The sequence below is a fragment of the Armatimonadota bacterium genome (assembly GCA_016125185.1).
Classification (GTDB): domain Bacteria; phylum Armatimonadota; class Fimbriimonadia; order Fimbriimonadales; family Fimbriimonadaceae; genus Fimbriimonas.
This window is the reverse complement of the sequence record WGMG01000007.1, coordinates 129,744-146,620: the sequence shown is the minus strand read 5'-3', so window position 1 is coordinate 146,620 and position 16,877 is coordinate 129,744. Positions and strand designations below refer to the sequence as shown.

Below are 16,877 nucleotides of genomic sequence, written 5' to 3'. Positions count from 1 at the left end.
AAAGACCAGCAAACTACTGAAGCTCTAAGACATGTTCTTAGCACCATGCGAGACAATTAAGCATCTTAGGTGTTGTCATCAAATGATGAAGCGTTCGTAGAGATCATAGCGCTGAACATTTGGTGGTCAGCGTCGGCGTACCACCCCGGCGACTTGTTCGCCATAGCAAAGCGAAGGAGGAAACTGAGAGTCTGAGTATGCATCTAACCGCCGCTAAAGGCCGCTTCGGCGAACTCTTCCAGATGCGTGTAGTCACCCCTCCAGGTTGTATACATGACGCCATCGACGCCCTTCGTACCGGCGGCTAGAACCTGCCACTTCTTGATGTCACCCACCGGACCATCGTAAAACCCGGCGAGAATTTGCTTACAGCCTAACGAGTCGAAGAACGGCAGACTCTTGGCCGCATTTCCAGAGTTCCAGTTGACGACGGTCACGTCGGGCGAGAGGCATTTCCACGACTCCTTCCAAGTGCCGTTCGATAGGTAATAGTCATCGACGGCATTGTGAGCAGGATCGAACATGTCGCTCCACACAAACAGCCGGCAGTTCGACACCGTCTTTCGCGACAAGGCGATGCATTGGCGAAGGTTCTCGGCGTAGATTTGGCCCGGGGTTAGTCCACGAGATCGGCAGAGCGGACACTGGTCTGCCACGCGGATTTCGTCGTGGGCAAGAAAGAGGCTCTTGGGCTTCCAGAGGTCAGCCACCCGCTTAATCTGGTCCGCAATGAGTTCCATTGACTTCGGCTCGCTGGGGCAGATGGCGGTCTTGCCCGAGTCGGTCGAAACCGCGTGTGTGAACGAGGCGAACACCTTGCTCCCTTCCGGCAGGGACGTCTTGATGAGCGGCGTGGCCTGATCGAACGTGTACTCACCCGCCCACGGTTTGACGCCGAGATTGGGGTCCTTGACCGGATCAAAATCCTTGCCCTCGACTAACGTCTTTCCGTCCTCGGTTTCCAGCCGAACCGGAGTGCCCGGACGACGCAGGACGTTCAGGAATCCGGCCTCTTGCACGTCGATATCGTCCACCCAGAATCGACCTTCGCTGCCGCCCCAAATGCCAACGTAGAGGGTCGCCTTGGTAAAGTCTTGGCTGTTGAAGACGATGGTGTGCTGGGTCCAGTCTTCGGTGGGCTTCGCGCCGACATCCATGAAGTCCAGCACCCTTCCGCCCTCGCCCATGACGAAGCACCGAATGTCGCCCGCGTTCTTGACCCCGTCGGTTTTGAGCCAAAAGGTGATTCGATACTGTTGCCACGGACGTAACGCGAGTCCGTGCATCAGGCGGGCGTTTCCCGCCTCGCTTCCCAGATGGAAATGCTCGAACCGCATCGACTGTCGACCGCCATGTTTGACGTTCGAATCGAAAAACGTGCTGGTTCCGGGCCCATCCTGGAAAGTAAGACCAGCGGCGTGGTTGTCTTGGCCCTCTTCTAGCCCGCCGTTGTTGAACTGAATCTCGTGAACTGGTTTGAGTTTGCCGCCTTCCACCACGAACGGCGCTTTCTTGACCGGCTGGCCTTCGACGAGGTTCACGTCGTGGGAGAGAAGGCCGTCTGACCAACCCACGTCCGCCACCACGGGGATGATCTCGATGCCGAACTCGGCGGCTTTAGCCTTGACCTTGGCGGCATTGGCGAAGTAGCCGTCCGGCACCGAATCGAGGTGCGAAAACTTGGAATCGGTGAGGACCATGCCGTTGTATCCCGCCAAATGGGCCCGGTCCATCACGTGCACCACCTCCAGGGCGTTGTCTGCGACGGCCAGGTTGGTCTGCATATAGAACCAGCGGTTTGTGACCGGAGAGGCGGCCAGCGCAAAGGACAACAGTGTCGCAAGCATGGTAGCTGTATCGTAGCAGGTTTTGACTTGGCTCTCTGGGACCTTGTTCTTGCGCAAATTAGGTTCCAGCGCTGAATCGTTCGAATGGCGTAGACCGTCCCTTCCCCTAGTCGAACCTATGTCCTTTGCTCTCCTTTTGGTCCTGCTATCCCACCCAACCACCCCCCGACGCGCGCCGGAGCCATGGCATATCGAACTGGCGCCGAAGGTGAACTCAGCCAAGCTTCGGGTAGAGGCTTCAACATGGAAGTCGGCCCAGCGAGAGGTTTCGGCGAACAAGAGCCGATTAGAGGGCGGTCCTGAGACCTTGCAAGAACTCCGAAAATCGATTCTTAAGGAAGGGCCGGAGACTGGCAAGAAGATCGCATTGACCTTTGACGATGGTCCGCATCTGAAGGCCACCGACGACCTGATCAAGATTCTAAAGGAAGAGCATGTTCCGGCGACCTTCTTCGTGGTGGGCTTTATGGCCGAGAAGTATCCCAACCTGGTCCGTTCGATCAAGGCCGCAGGGTTCGAGATTGGTAACCACAGCTACAGCCACGTGACGCTGACCAAGCTGACCACCGAGGAAATCCTGACCGAATACAAGGCCAACAACGACGTGATTCAGCGGCTGACGGGCGCGCCCGCTCGCTACTGCCGCCCGCCAGGTGGGGACATCGACTCCGAGGTTGTTCGCAACGCGGCCAAGCTGGGCATGACCACCGTCCTGTGGACGGCCGATCCGGCGGATTATTCGAATCCCAAGGACGACCTCTTGCTCGATCGTGAAGTCGCCAAGCTGGATTCGGGCGCAATCTTCCTCCTCCACGACGGCTCGAAGAGCACGCTCGCGACGCTTCGCGAGTTCATCCACGTGGCGCGGAAGAAGGGTTATAAATTCGTCAGCCTTGACGAGATGCGAGCCGACACGAAGTAGCCGCTTGGCCAAAAGGACCTTGGCTATTGACCCAACAACGAAACTCGGACAAAGAGCCGAAGATTCGCCATTCGAAACTCAAAGCACGGTTTCGTAGATGAAACCGTGCTTGGCGGCGATAATCGCCGGGTCGCCCCGATTCCGCACCTCATTTTCCTTGCCTTTGTGGCAAGGAAAACAAGGACTCTTGCTCCATTTCCCTCGCTACGCTCGGCGGGGTCTTCGACTTCGCTCCTCGGACTTGTGTTGCTTTGGGACTATCCAGGGGTCTGCGCTAACGCTCCGACACCCTGGCTAACCTATGCGATCCTCCGGATCGATCATCAAAAAACTTCTTCTGTCTCCAGGCGGAAAACGAGGATAAGGCGGCATCGGCTGAAAGGTTCACCTGTTAGCCAATACCGCAGCTATCAGACTTTCGCCATCGATGCTTCGCGGATCGCGTTCAGCATCACTTCATGCTCTTCCGACGTGTGCATCGGGAAGTTGGCGACGCGGAAGTTGCCATCCTTCAGCGGTCCGTAGCACGCACCAGTCCAGATGTTCTGCTTAGCCCATTGAGCCCGAAGCTCGTTGGCATCGAGGCCATTGGTGCTCACAGCAAACAAGGTTGGCGAGCGGTATTGCTTTTCCTTCACAAGGCAACCAAATGAGGTTTCTTCCAACGCCGAATAGAACGCCGCCGCACGGTCGCGGATGCCTTGCCGCAGGACATCGAGGCCGATTTGCTGATACTTCTTGGCCGCCTTGTTAAGGAGGTAAATCGCCAACACGTTTGGCGTCTCCGCCGTCATATGCTTCGCCGCGTACCCAGCGACGCGGTTGAACGCATGGAATGAACCGATGCTCTGCGTCTTTTCGAGTTCGTCGGCGCGCTCCAAAGCTCGCTTCGAAACGACCGTGACCGAGAGGCCTGCCGTGCTGTGGAAGCCTTTCTGCACCGACCACATCGCGACGTCGACCAGACTCCAATCGAGCTCGCAATGGGGCATGGACGACACCACATCGACCATGTACATTTTGTCTGGATAGCGCTTGGCCAGCTTGTGAATCTGATCCTCGGGCGTCCAAAGGCCGATGCTGGTTTCGTTATTCGTGATGCAGATCGCCTCGGCTTCGTCCGGGACGTCCACGTCGCCAAAGTCGCCGTCAAATTCGTGGCTGTACTTCCACTCGATGGCGTTGCGGCCCAGCCAGCCGTCGTATTGATGCCATCGCATAGCGAACTCGCCACCGACCATGTGGAACGAGGCCTTCGAGGTGAGACACTGCAGGGCGCGCTCCCAAGCCTCGTTGGATGAGTTCATGAAGAGGATGGTGTGAGTATCGGGGATCGAAAGGAGCGACCGAACCCGATTGCACGTTTCTTCGAACAGCGCCAGGAACCACGGCGATCGGTGGGACTGCCAAATGGCTCCCTCTTCGACCGCATCCTGAAGCCATTGGCCCATCTCAGGGTGGACTTTAGTAGGACCTGGGGCAAGAACAACTGGTTTCATGGGTAGACAACCCTTAGTTTAATCGTTTCCGAGACCTCTCTGATCTCCATGAGCATGTCATCCGGCACTTTATCGGCAATTTCTGTGACGAGGTAACCCACCGAATCGCGAGTCTTCAGGCTTTGACCGACGATGTTCACGCCGTGCTTGGCGAAGATCGAGCTGACATTCGCCACGATGCCGGGGACGTTCGAATGGATGTGCAAAATGCGCATGCCTTTCTGAAGCGGCGGCAGATAGACGTCGGGGAGCGAGACTGAGCCGAGGGTTTCGCCGTGGGCCAGGTACTTCAGCAGTCGCTCCGAAACATAGTTGGCGATGTTGCGCTGGGCCTCGATGGTGCTACCCGCGATGTGAGGGGTAAGGATGACGTTGGGCAGGCCCTGCAAAACCGACTCAAACGGTTCCGCATTACTCTTGGGCTCGTTGGGGAAGACGTCGATGCCGGCTCCGCCGACTTTACCGCTCCGCACGGCCTCGGCCAGGGCCTCGTAGTTGACGACCGTTCCTCGACTGAGATTGAGGAAGATCACGCCCGGCTTCATCATATCGAACTCCTTCTCGCCGATGAGGTTTTTGTTCGAAGCACGGCCATCGAAGTGCACGCTGATGATGTCCGACTGCTTGAGGAGGTCTTGCAGAGACAGAGCCCGCTTGGCGTTACCGTGCGAGAGCTTCTCCGCGATGTCGTAGTACAGGACCTCGATGCCGACGCTTTCAGCCAAAACCGATAGTTGGGAGCCGATATTGCCGTAGCCGATGATGCCGAGCTTTTTGCCGCGAATCTCGAACGAGCGATCAGCAGTCTTGGTCCACTTGCCCTGGTGCAGGGCCGTGGAATGCTCGACCACTCGGCGCATCAGAACCATCGCTTCGCCAAGGGCGAGTTCGACGACGCTTCGTGTGTTGCTGAACGGTGCATTGAAGACCGCGATTCCCTTCTCGGCGGCTCCGCGGACATCGACATGGTCGGTTCCGACGCTAAATACGCCGATCGCCATCAGCTTTTCGGCGGCGGCCAGCACACGGGGTGTGAGCTTTGTGCGGGTGCGAACGCCGATGATCGAGACGTTTTTGATCGCTTTGACCAGATCGTCTTCGCTGAGCTTGGCTCCCACCTGCTCGACCCGGTAGCCCTCGGCCGCCAGCTTGTCGGCGGCGTCGGAGTCGATGTTGTCCAGGAGCAGGACCTTGATCTTGCTTCGTGGGAACGAATAGCGGGTTGGAAGGTCGCTTTCGGCCAAAACCTGGTCGATGCCATAGACGACGCGGTTGGCCTTGGCTTTGACTGCGGGGCGAGCCACGATTTCGGCGTAACAATAGAACTTATCGGCGACGCCGGCCTCCTTGATTTGGTAGTCGGTGTAGCCGTCACCGACGACGATGAGCGGCTTTTTGTCGGCCAGTTGGCGTGCGACCTCGACCTTGCCACCCGCGCGGCTCAGCGGATTATCCTCATCGAAGCCGATGATCTTGCCTTTAGTATTGAACTTAAACGTGTTGGCGAAGAGATGGTCGGCGGGAATCTTCAGCTTTTCCAAGATCGGCTCGACGAACTCTCGAAAGCCGCCAGTCACCACGTAGATGCGATCTGCCGACCCTTGAATCTGCTTTTTGTGCGACTGGAACGAAGGCGAAATGGACTTCTGAAGACGCTTGATCAGAGTTTCGATGTGCCCTCGGTTGGCGTCGAGCAACTCGATCCGCTTGGTGAGTGATTCGCGAAAATCGAGCTTTCCTTCCATCCCCAGCTTGGTCAGCTCTTCGATCTTTGCTTGCCGATCGGCCCGCTCTGGGTGCTTGGCGAGCGAGATTTCCGCGAGCAGATCAAGCGATTCCACGCTCACGATGGTGCTATCGAAATCGAGAATGAGGGTCGGCTTCATAGGTTTTCTTTCCGAGCCCCGTTGCCCAAGAGATGGTCAGAGTGTACCGTCCGAAACTTTTACGGCCAAATGAAATCCAAATGAAGGCCCGCTACCATAGAGGCATGACTGGACCACTTCTACTTTTGGTCGCATTGGGGCAACGGAGCTACACCAATCAGGTGAAGATCGAGATTCAAGGCGACTATCGCGTCATCACCTCGAACGGAATTCCCGACCACACGACAGGAGCCTTTCCCAATCGCGGCAATCCCAACACGATCAGCCCGCAGAACTATCATTTCAAGGTTCCGGCTCAGCCAAAGACGGCTTCATTCTTAACCGATCTTGGCCACCAGGATTTCGGCATCGCCCTGAACGGTGTTCCGTTCGATCCGCTAACGGCCGAGTATTGGAACAACGACCGCCAAGCAGGATGGAACTACGAAGGCATCATCCACGGGATGGGCACGCTGGGCATCGACTTTAACAACGCCCACGTCCAGCCGAACGGCGCGTACCACTACCACGCAAATCCGGTTGGGCTGGTGAAGAACCTGCACGGCGACAACACCAAGATGACGCAGATTGGCTGGGCGGCCGACGGCTTTCCGATCTATAGCCTTTATGGCTACGTGAACGCGACCGACGCGAAGAGCGGTGTGAAGACTTTGAAGTCGAGCTGGAGGCTGAAACAGGGCACGCGGCCATCCGGCACAGCGGGACCGGGGGGCGTCTATGACGGCACGTTTACGCGCGACTGGGAGTACGTGAAGGGCTCTGGAGACCTGGACGAAGCGAACGGCCGATATGGCGTCACCCCCGAGTTCCCGAATGGAACCTATTACTACGTGGTCTCCGAGGCGTACCCTTGGATTCCGAGAAAGTTCGTTGGCACCCCCGATTCGAGCTTCCGACGTGGACCGGGCGGTCCCGGAGGTCCCGGTGGACCTGGCTTTGGACCTCCTCCACCCGGGTTCCCACCTCCTCCGGGTGGACGACGAGGTGGTGGCGGCGGAGAATAGCCGCCTAAACGACCAAGGGAGACACCCAGTATTTCCCTTGGTCCTACTTCGCAACCAGTCGGTTATCTATCCCGTCCCTTATAATAGAAACGATGTTTGACCGTTTTAATCGAAGCTGGGCGCTGGCAAAGCAGTCCTGGCAAGTGATGCGAAGCCAACCTTCGCTTGCTATTTTTCCCGTCATTTCCGGCATTGCAACGCTCCTCGTCACGGTGAGCTTTATTTTGCCGATCTTCTTTAGTCTTCAGGCCAGTGGGGCGTTTGAATCCGGTTCGAAGCTGAATTCTCACAATTTCCCCGTGCTGTACTACGTCGTGATGTTCTGCTACTACCTGGTCAGTTACTTCGTGGTCGTCTTCTTCAACGTCGGCTTCATCCACTGCGCTAGCAAAGTACTGAACAACGAGCCGACCAGCGTTTCCGAAGGAATCAGCGTCGCGCTGAAGCGATTTGGCCCAATCCTTGGTTGGAGCCTGGTTGCGGCGACCGTCGGCCTCATCCTTCGCGCGATCAGCGAGCGGGTTGAGATTGTCGGCAAGATTATCGTCGCGATTGTCGGTGCCGGTTGGAACGTCGTCACCTACTTCGTAGTTCCTGCGGTCGCGCTGGAGGGTCTTGGTCCGATTGCCGCCATCAAGGAGTCGTTCGGCACGATCAAGAAGACGTGGGGCGAGACGGTTATCGGCAATGTCGGCATCTCGTTAGCGATGGGGCTGCTGACCCTGGTTCCGATTCCGATGATCATCGTCGCCGCCTTTACGCAGTCGGTTTGGGTCATTGTTGGTGCCGTCGGCTTCGCCATTCTCTTCTGGCTTGGACTCGCCATCATCGGCAGTTGCCTCTCGAGCATCTACACCACCGCCGTGTTCCAATATGCGCGAACGGGTCAGATTCCGAACGTATACACGCAGGACCAGCTTCAGATGGCGTTCATGCAGAAGCCGCCTTCCAAAGTCAGCGGTTACTTCCGCCCCGGTCGATAACCTCATTGTCGGGACCTTTTCTCATAGGGGAAGGTCCCGCTTTCATGAACAGGTTCTGAATTCTTTCTGAACCCAAACGACTTCCAAACGCTGACCGAGTAGCATGAACCCATGCGCTGGTTCGCCACCTTTGTGCTATTGATCGCTAGTTGTCTGGCGTGGGCACATGACACCAGCATTTCCGGTCTGAAGTTCATCTTGGACGCCAAAGGCGCGACCGTCGCCATCCAGACCACGCTGACGAACATCAAGAAGACGGGAACGACGCCCGAGGCGCTGGGTTCAGAGATTCATCTTCAGGTCAACGGCCACAACTGGACCTGCGAGAAGCCGAACCTGATGGTCGATAAGCCGACCGACAATGTAACACTCCAGGCTCGAATCGATGAGCCGGTTGAGTCGCTGGACGTCTCGCAAAGGCTCTTTGCCAACGATCCGACCACGAAGACGATTGTGACGGTGATGAAGGACGGCGACGTCGCGGGTCAGGCGGTTCTGACTTCGGAGTTTCCGTCTTGGCGGTATGGCGCGGCGAAATCATCCACGCCACAGCACGTGAGCGTTTTGGCGACGATGAAGACGTTCCTCCTGATGGGAATCGAGCACATTCTGTCGGGACCGGACCATCTGCTTTTCATCTTCGGACTGATGCTCGCCCGCCCGCGAATTCGGGAGCTAGTCAAAGTCGCGACCGGCTTCACCGTCGCCCATAGCATCACGCTGTCACTTTGCGCGCTCAACATCTTCACGTTGCCTTCGCGGATTGTAGAGCCACTGATTGCGCTTTCCATTGTCGCGGTGGCGGCCGAGAAATTCTTTAAGCCCGACGACAAGGTTTGGCGAACGGTTTTGATCGCCTTCAGCTTCGGCCTGATTCATGGCTTTGGGTTCGCGGGAGCGTTGACGGAGGCCGGTCTGCCGCCCGGACAAGCGGCCGTCTCGCTCGCGTCGTTTAACATCGGCGTCGAGCTCGTTCAGATATCGCTGATCCTGGTCGGTATTCCGATCTTGCTCTGGTTCCAGGACCGGAGGCCGAAGCTCTACCAACCGGCAACGGTCGCGACTGCGGTTTGTATCAGCCTCGTTGGCCTGTTCTGGTTCGGCGAAAGAATCATTCGCGGCGGCTAAAATTCTGTCTTAGGCACTTAAGCGGCTCGGGGAGTGTTAGGGCTAATAGGAATCATCACGTGCATCGACTACGGGCATTTCAAGTTTCTTGGGGAATCTGGTTCCTCTTGGCACCGGCGATCCTTATTGTTTCGAGCTTGGGCATTCCTCTCCTCATCCATTTGGTGACGCAGCCTCTTCACCCTGTCCCGGACTTGTCCAAGAGCGCGTTCTACGACCATCCGATGTTCGAATATTGCATCAGTGCAGTGATGGTGCCCTTTGTAGCTCTTCTTGCTTGCGCCATCACCGCTCCCCAACAAAAGTTCCTCGCCGCCGTTCTCTGCCTCTTCGGCTTTGTCTGCTGTCTTTCGCTGGGGAGTTTGCTCGATGACGAGCCAGGTCCCGCGTCGGCCGAAAGATTGATTCGGATTCTGGACATAGCCGGAGCCTTTACGGCTCTAGTTATCGCTGGAGTGATGGACTTTCTTAACTGGAAGGCTCGGAATACTGGCGTTCCTTATTCAACCAAACTCGACATGGAAGCCGACAATCAGTCGAATATCGCCGATCTTCCCTTACAATGAGAGGAGGGTTGGGCCGATGGATTTTTCGAAATTCGAACGACTGCCGATGATCGATGTGGGGTTCAAATGCCCCGAAGATTGGGACGCGATGGAAGGCGACGAGCAACTACGGCATTGCGCCGGTTGTGGATGTCAAGTTCACAATATTGCTGAACTCAGTGCCGAGGAGGCAGAAGCTCTGGCCATTCGGAATGAGACCGAAAGGGTCTGTATCCGACTTACTTTCAGTAAGAAGCTTGGAATCTTGACGAAGGACGGCTGGGTTCCACGTTTGGCGGCGGCCGGCATCATCGCGGCCACTGCTGCTGGTTGCGCGACGAGTCCAACAACAGCCGCATCTGCAAGCGCTCCACCGCCTGCCTTCGGAGGAAAGACCCCTGGCGAAGCCTTCGACGATATGAAGGACAAAGCGTCGGAAGTGGCTGAGTCTGTGAAGGAAAAGTTTCTGCCAGGTTCCAAGAAGGAACCTGAAGTCTATGCCATTTCCGGTTGGGTGTCGTTGGTAAGCACCAAATCAGGTGCTGGAGGTGAACCTATTCATGAAGCCAAGTACGTTCCAGAATCTGCGAAGAATTAATGTCTCCTTCCAGTGCCCCGAGAGTTGGGATTCGATGGAAGGCGATGAACGCCAGCGCTTCTGCGCCGGATGCGGTTGCCATGTCCATAACATCGCGGAAATGCCAGCGGAGGATGCTGAAGAACTTGCAAAGCTTAGCCAAGACGAGAAAGTCTGCATCCGTCTGACTCTACATGAAAGATTGGGGATTCGGACGCGGGACGGCTGGATCCCGCGCTTAGCTTTAGCCGGAATGCTTGCTGTCACTTCCGCCGGATGTGCCCAGCAACAATCGGAAACCATCATCGGTTCTACGACGTCGGCTCCCGTGAACAGTGCCCCGAACCAAGAGCTGGCTACGATCACTCATCAACCTTCGAGTTCACCCAAGACGGACCCTAGCGTTCGGGTTGTGACCGGAACCCCGGCGAACATCGACAGCTATTCGAACGACACTTCTTTTGACTGGTCCAAGGCACCCGACCATGAAGGGCTCCAAATTCAAAAAACTACAAAGAATTGACGTTTCCTTCCGGTGCCCCGAGAATTGGGACGCGATGGAAGGCGACGAACGTCAGCGTTTTTGTGCCGGGTGTGGTTGCCACGTCCATAACATCGCCGAGATGCCTGCCGAAGAGGCTGAGGCGTTGGCGGCATCGACAGGAAAGGTTTGCGTTCGCCTGACCGTCAACGAGAAATTCGGCGTTCTAACCAAGGACGGGTGGATTCCTCGTTTGGCCGTCGCGGGAGCTATCGCGGCGACCGCGGCCGGATGCGCCTCCAGTCCGACACCGGTTGCGGTGGCAACGACTCCGCAAACGCCGGTTCAAGCTCAAGCTTCGAGCCCGGCTACGGCGAGCAACCTCGACGAATTCCCGGACGTGGCCGACACTCATTGGGCTTCGGATCCCAAACCGACAACCTTCGAGGCGATTGAGGAGAAGGTCGAGGAGTTCATCGAAGAAGTGAAAGAGGCGATCATTCCGAGTTCAAAACCTTCGCCGAAGACGACGGTCTTCGTTGGCGATTTGATGGTGCCAACGGTTACATCAAGCCGTTCTTCTTCACCGCCATCCAAGTAAACTATGGGCGTGCTCACCGTCGAGCCTAAGCCGCTCACTCTTGCCCAAATTGCCGACGTGGCGTTTGGCGCAACCAAGGTCCAACTCTCGGACGCCACTCGTCGAATCGTGGCGGAGTCGCGCCAAGTTGTCGACCACATTGTCCACAACCATGTCGTCACGTACGGCATCAACACCGGCTTTGGCCGCCTGGCCGACGTCCATATTCCCGACGACGAACTGCGCCAACTTCAACTTAACCTGGTTCGAAGTCATGCGGTCGGAGTGGGTGAACCTCTCAGCATTCCCGAAACCCGAGCGATGATGCTCCTTCGTCTCAATGTCCTAGCTCAGGGCTTTAGCGGAGCGCGAGTCGAGGTGATTGAATTCCTCGTCGAAATGCTCAACAAGCGCATCACTCCGGTCGTGCCGTCCCAGGGTTCGGTGGGCGCGTCTGGCGACCTTGCGCCGCTGGCACACCTTGCGCTGGCGATGATCGGCGAAGGTGAATGCTGGTCCGGCTCGACGAGAGTTCCCGCTCGCAAGGCACTGGAAAAGCAGGGACTCACTCCATTGGCATTGGAACCGAAAGAGGGTCTGGCCTTGCTGAACGGAACCCAAGCAATTGGAGGCGTTGGATGCCTAGGCCTGATTCGCGCGTTGCGGTGCGTCCATGCCGCGGATATCATCGGCGCGATGACCTTGGAAGCCCTGATGGGCACGCCAACCGCTTTCGATCTGCGCATCCACGAGGCTCGGCGGCATGAGGGACAGATTGCCTCGGCCAAGCACTTGCTCGGCCTGATGGAAGGTTCGGAAATTCGCGAATCGCATCGGGTGGGCGACTCGCGCGTGCAAGACGCCTACTGCCTGCGGTGTATGCCTCAGGTTCATGGGGCAGTGCGTTCTGCCCTTCGGCATGTTCGGGAGACATTGGAGCAGGAGACCGGCGCGGCGACGGACAACCCGCTCGTATTCCGCGAGAATGGCGATGTCATTTCGGGTGGAAATTTCCACGGTGCCCCACTTGCCTATGCGCTGGATTACGCGGCCATCGTCATGACCGACCTGCTCTCGATTTCCGAACGTCGGATGGATCGACTGGTGAACCCCGATGCAAACGAGGGGCTTCCGGCATTCCTAAGCGGACACCCTGGCACGGGATCGGGCTTTATGATGCCACACGTGACGGTCGCTGCCTTGCTGAATGACTGCAAGGTGCTCAGCCATCCCGCCAGCGTCGATTCGGTGCCGACTTCGGGCGGGAAGGAAGACCACGTTTCGATGGGCATGACCAGCGCGCTCAAATTCCGGCGGATCGTCGACAACGTCGAGCGTGGCCTCGCCATCGAACTTTTGACCGCGGCCGAAGGGCTTGAGTATCGGCGTCCCTTGCGAGCTGGCGCGGCGATCGAACGTGCGCACGAAACCGTGCGCATTGCCCTCGACATTCCTCGGGTCCAACAGGACCGCTACCTCGCCCCCGACTTCGAAGCCATTGCCGCCGCGATTGGGCGTGGCGCATTCGATTCGGGGTTGGAAACGATTCTATGAAAGCTCCCACCGGATCTCAACTCACGTGCAAGGGATGGCAACAGGAGGCCGCCCTGCGCATGCTCATGAACAACCTCGACCCGATGGTGGCCGAGGACCCCGACCATCTGATCGTGTACGGCGGAACTGGAAAGGCGGCGCGGAACTGGGACGCTTTTCATGCGATCGTTCGGTCGCTTCAGTCCCTGGAGAACGATGAAACGCTCTTGGTTCAGTCGGGCAAACCGGTTGGTATTTTCCGAACGCAGGCGGACGCGCCCCGCGTTCTGATCGCCAATTCGAACCTGGTTGGGAAGTGGTCGAATTGGGAAGAATTCGGTCGGCTGGAGAAGCTGGGGCTGATGATGTACGGCCAGATGACGGCGGGCTCGTGGATTTACATCGGGAGCCAAGGCATCGTGCAAGGGACGTTTGAGACCTTTGCCGCGGCGGCGGATCGGCACTTCGGTGGGTCGTTGTCGGGCCGCTTGGTGGTTAGCGGCGGCATTGGCGGGATGGGTGGCGCTCAGCCGCTGGCGGCCACGATGAACGGCGCGGTTTTCCTGGGCGTCGATGTGGACGAATCGCGAATCCGCAAGCGCCTGGATACGGGTTACATCGATGAGATCAGCTTTACTCTGGACGAGGCTTGGCCCCGAATCGAGCGGGCTCTGGCGGCCAAGGAAGCGGTAAGCATTGGGTTAGTCGGCAACTGCGCGGACGTTTTGCCCGAGCTTCTGAGGCGGGGGATCACGCCCGACGTTTTGACCGACCAGACCAGCGCCCACGACCCGCTGAACGGCTATGTGCCGAACGGCATGTCGCTGGCGGAAGCGCTGGAATTGCGCAAGCGCGATCCTGACGAGTACCAGCGTTGGAGCATTGCGACGATGGGTTTGCACGTTCAGGCGATGCTGGACCTGAAGTCTCGCGGGGCGGTTACGTTTGACTACGGCAACAATATTCGGGCCTACGCGGTGCAGGCGGGAGTGACCGACGCGTTCGAGATCAAGGGATTCGTGCCGGAGTACATTCGCCCCCTTTTCTGCGAAGGGAAAGGGCCGTTTCGATGGGCGGCGCTCTCGGGCGATCCGGCGGATATCCGCCGCACGGACGAACTAGCGGCATCGCTGTTTCCCGAAAATGAGTCGCTTCAGCGGTGGCTCCGGCTCGCCTCGGAGAAAATTCAATTTCAGGGCTTGCCCGCGCGTATCTGCTGGTTGGGCTACGGCGAGCGGGCAAAGATGGGCTTGGCGATCAACGGGTTGGTGCGAACGGGCGAGATCAAGGCACCGATCGTCATTGGTCGCGACCACCTCGACTGCGGGTCGGTCGCCTCGCCGAATCGCGAGACGGAATCGATGCGAGACACCAGCGACGCGGTCGCCGACTGGGCGCTGTTGAACGCCTTAGTGAACACGGCGGCGGGGGCGACCTGGGTCTCGATCCATAATGGCGGCGGGGTCGGGATTGGCTACTCTCAGCACGCGGGCATGGTGGTGGTCGCCGACGGAACCGAGGCGGCGGCGAAGCGATTGGAGCGAGTACTGACGTCGGACCCGGGGATGGGAGTTATTCGGCATGTCGATGCGGGATACGACGAGGCGATCGAGTTTGCTGAGCGGGCGGGTGTTCGGATTCCGATGAACGGCTAGCTTTGATGCGACTCTCCCGGTTCGTGGGCACTCACCGACCTCTCTCGCCAGAGAGGTAGCTTCGGCTTTTCACCAACTTATGGCGCTCCACCGTGTAACCTAGTGAACAGGACAATGGCGTACGACGACCCGGGCTGGAATCGAGCATCTGCATGGCTGAAAGGCGAGAGCTTGGAACCCCATGTCGAGCTTCATGTGGTCGGGGTGCCGATCAACCGGTCAGTGACGCCGGGGTCCTGCCACCTAGCTCCCGCCGCGATCCGCGAAGCGCTGTTTCGGTACAGCACACAGACGTTCTACAACTTCTCGGACGTGCGCCATGCGAAGGCGATCGACCACGAGGACACGGTTGAAGTCGAGACGCTTTCAAGCATCATGGCCAGCGGTCCGACAGTCTTGTTGGGAGGCGATAACGGAGTCACCCGCTTGGGCGTGAATGCGCTGGCCAAAGCTCTTGGCAAGCCGTTGACGGAGATCGGGTTGATTACTCTCGATGCTCACCTCGATTTGCGGCACCTGGACGACGGGCCGATGAACGGCAATCCAGTTCGGGGACTGCTGTCGGACGGGTTGTTAGGGAGCAATGTCGTTCAGATTGGGATTCAGTCATTTGCGAATTCGCCGGAGTACGCTCGTTTTGGGGTCTCGCAGGGAATCCGAACCGTGTCGTCCGAGCTTTGCCATTCTGGGGATTTTGAAATTCTGTTCGAGACCGAATTGGAGCGACTGGCCGACCGATGCCAAGCCGTCTATTTCGATCTCGACCTCGACGTGATGGACCGAGCTTTTGCGCCGGGGTGTCCGGGGTCTCGTCCCGGCGGTCTGACTCCACATCATATTCGTCAGGCGGCACAAGTTGCGGGTGCGAATCCCAAGGTGCTAGTGATGGACCTAGTCGAGCTCGATCCTGAACTCGACATCAATTCGGCGACCAGTATGGCGGCGGCAGCGTGCTTGCTAGAGTTTGCTTCGGGAGTGCTGGCTAGCTCGTGAGCCGCGTTGCCGTTCGCAATATCGGCCAGTTGGTGACGATGCGCGGCTCTCAGCGCGGGCGAGCGGGAGGTGAGATGTCGGATATCGGACTCGTTTCCGATGGCGAGGTCCATATCGTAGCGGGACAGGTTGTTTTTGCGGGATTGTCGTCGGACGCACCTTCCTTTACGGCCGACGACGAATATGACGCGGCGGGCGGAGTGGTCACGCCGGGGCTGGTCGATGCGCACACGCATGCCGTATTTGCTGGGGATCGCGCGGATGAGTTTGAAGAGCGCGCGACGGGAATGTCTTATCAGGAGATCGCGGCCCGGGGAGGCGGAATTCTCTCGACGGTTCGCAAGACTCGGGAAGCCTCGGAGAGCGATCTTTACCAGCAGTCTTTGAAGCATGCGCAGTGGATGGTTCGATGTGGGACCACAACGGCGGAAATCAAGTCCGGTTATGGGCTCGATTTAGAGACCGAACTGAAGATGCTTCGGGTTGCCAAGGACCTAGCGACCAGTGGTTTGACAGTCGTTCGCACCTTCCTGGGGGCTCATGCGGTGCCGCCGGAAGCGCGTTCCAACGTTGAGTACCTGGACTTTGTGATTCACGATATGTTGCCGAAGATTCGAGAGCATTGCGAGTACGTCGATATGTTTGTCGAGGACAAGTACTTCGATAAGAAGGATGCGACGCGATATGCGGAAGCGGCGAAGGCGTTGGGGCTTGGGGTGCGGCTCCACGTGGACCAGATGCGGGATTCGGGCGGGGCTTTACTGGCAACCCAACTACAAGCTGATACAGCCGACCACCTTGAATATTCGGGGAAGGAGGGATTGGCTTGTATGGACCAGAGCCGGACGATGCCGGTTCTCCTGCCCGGTTCGGTCTACGGCATCCGCGCGGATAAGTACCCAGACTTTGCGTTCATGAAGGAGATTGGCTTGCCAGTCGTACTTGCGAGTGACTTCAATCCGGGATCATCGCCGACTCCATCGCTTCCGTTCTGTATGTCCTTGGCGGTGACGAAGATGGGTCTGTCGGTGGCGGAAGCGCTGACGGCGTGTACGATCAATGCGGCTTATTCTTTGAAGCGGGGGCATCGGGTTGGGAGCCTCGAACCGGACAAGCAGGGCGACCTCGTGATTTGGGGTTTGAAGGACTATCGAGAGATTGCTTATTGGATTGGGTTTTCGCCAATTCGGCACGTTTTGGCACAGGGATCGTGCCTTTTCTCCGGCTAGTTGGTCGAGATATTT

15 protein-coding genes are annotated in these 16,877 nt (G+C 57.9%); 12 read left to right on the top strand and 3 right to left on the bottom strand.

Annotation, left to right across the window (positions count from 1 at the left end; translation table 11 throughout):
• Positions 1 to 203: 203 nt before the first annotated feature.
• Positions 204 to 1,847 (bottom strand): hypothetical protein, encoded by a 1,644-nt coding sequence (locus tag GC165_18215; protein ID MBI1334806.1) that lies wholly within the window; start codon positions 1,845 to 1,847, stop codon positions 204 to 206.
• Positions 1,848 to 1,965: 118 nt separating this feature from the next.
• Between GC165_18215 and GC165_18210 the strand changes: the two genes are divergently transcribed.
• Positions 1,966 to 2,769 (top strand): polysaccharide deacetylase family protein, encoded by an 804-nt coding sequence (locus tag GC165_18210; GenBank protein MBI1334805.1) that lies wholly within the window; start codon positions 1,966 to 1,968, stop codon positions 2,767 to 2,769.
• Positions 2,770 to 3,179: 410 nt separating this feature from the next.
• Here GC165_18210 and GC165_18205 read toward each other — a convergent pair whose 3' ends face one another.
• Entirely contained in the window at positions 3,180 to 4,268 is a 1,089-nt protein-coding gene (locus GC165_18205) for an aminotransferase class V-fold PLP-dependent enzyme (GenBank protein ID MBI1334804.1), read from the bottom strand.
• A complete protein-coding gene (gene serA, locus GC165_18200) occupies positions 4,265 to 6,154 on the bottom strand; it encodes a phosphoglycerate dehydrogenase (protein ID MBI1334803.1) in 1,890 nt (629 codons plus the stop codon). Before serA ends, GC165_18205 begins: the two co-directional genes overlap by 4 nt.
• An 80-nt stretch (positions 6,155 to 6,234) precedes the next feature.
• Between serA and GC165_18195 the strand changes: the two genes are divergently transcribed.
• The 11 genes from GC165_18195 (at position 6,235) to GC165_18145 (ending at position 16,862) form a co-directional block, all read left to right on the top strand.
• Positions 6,235 to 7,158 (top strand): YHYH protein, encoded by a 924-nt coding sequence (locus tag GC165_18195; protein ID MBI1334802.1) that lies wholly within the window; start codon positions 6,235 to 6,237, stop codon positions 7,156 to 7,158.
• Between the two features lie 92 nt (positions 7,159 to 7,250).
• The gene (locus GC165_18190; protein ID MBI1334801.1) at positions 7,251 to 8,141 is read left to right on the top strand and encodes a hypothetical protein; all 891 of its coding nucleotides are present in this window, start codon (positions 7,251 to 7,253) and stop codon (positions 8,139 to 8,141) included.
• 111 nt (positions 8,142 to 8,252) lie between these two features.
• A complete protein-coding gene (locus GC165_18185; GenBank protein MBI1334800.1) occupies positions 8,253 to 9,269 on the top strand; it encodes a HupE/UreJ family protein in 1,017 nt (338 codons plus the stop codon).
• A 107-nt stretch (positions 9,270 to 9,376) separates the two neighbouring features.
• The gene (locus tag GC165_18180; protein ID MBI1334799.1) at positions 9,377 to 9,835 is read left to right on the top strand and encodes a hypothetical protein; all 459 of its coding nucleotides are present in this window, start codon (positions 9,377 to 9,379) and stop codon (positions 9,833 to 9,835) included.
• A gap of 16 nt (positions 9,836 to 9,851) precedes the next feature.
• On the top strand, positions 9,852 to 10,412 hold the full coding sequence (locus GC165_18175) for a hypothetical protein (protein ID MBI1334798.1): 561 nt from the start codon (positions 9,852 to 9,854) through the stop codon (positions 10,410 to 10,412).
• A complete protein-coding gene (locus tag GC165_18170; GenBank protein MBI1334797.1) occupies positions 10,375 to 10,914 on the top strand; it encodes a hypothetical protein in 540 nt (179 codons plus the stop codon). The genes GC165_18175 and GC165_18170 overlap by 38 nt, the downstream gene beginning before the upstream one ends.
• 34 nt (positions 10,915 to 10,948) lie before the next feature.
• A complete protein-coding gene (locus GC165_18165) occupies positions 10,949 to 11,473 on the top strand; it encodes a hypothetical protein (protein ID MBI1334796.1) in 525 nt (174 codons plus the stop codon).
• Between the two features lie 3 nt (positions 11,474 to 11,476).
• Positions 11,477 to 13,006, top strand: a complete 1,530-nt coding sequence (gene hutH, locus GC165_18160) for a histidine ammonia-lyase (protein ID MBI1334795.1) — start codon at positions 11,477 to 11,479, stop codon at positions 13,004 to 13,006.
• Positions 13,003 to 14,640 carry a urocanate hydratase gene (hutU, locus tag GC165_18155; GenBank protein ID MBI1334794.1) on the top strand — a complete coding sequence of 546 codons (1,638 nt, stop codon included), beginning with the start codon at positions 13,003 to 13,005 and terminating at the stop codon, positions 14,638 to 14,640. Before hutH ends, hutU begins: the two co-directional genes overlap by 4 nt.
• A 114-nt stretch (positions 14,641 to 14,754) precedes the next feature.
• Positions 14,755 to 15,633, top strand: a complete 879-nt coding sequence (locus tag GC165_18150; GenBank protein ID MBI1334793.1) for a hypothetical protein — start codon at positions 14,755 to 14,757, stop codon at positions 15,631 to 15,633.
• A complete protein-coding gene (locus tag GC165_18145; GenBank protein MBI1334792.1) occupies positions 15,630 to 16,862 on the top strand; it encodes an imidazolonepropionase in 1,233 nt (410 codons plus the stop codon). Before GC165_18150 ends, GC165_18145 begins: the two co-directional genes overlap by 4 nt.
• Positions 16,863 to 16,877 lie beyond the last annotated feature (15 nt).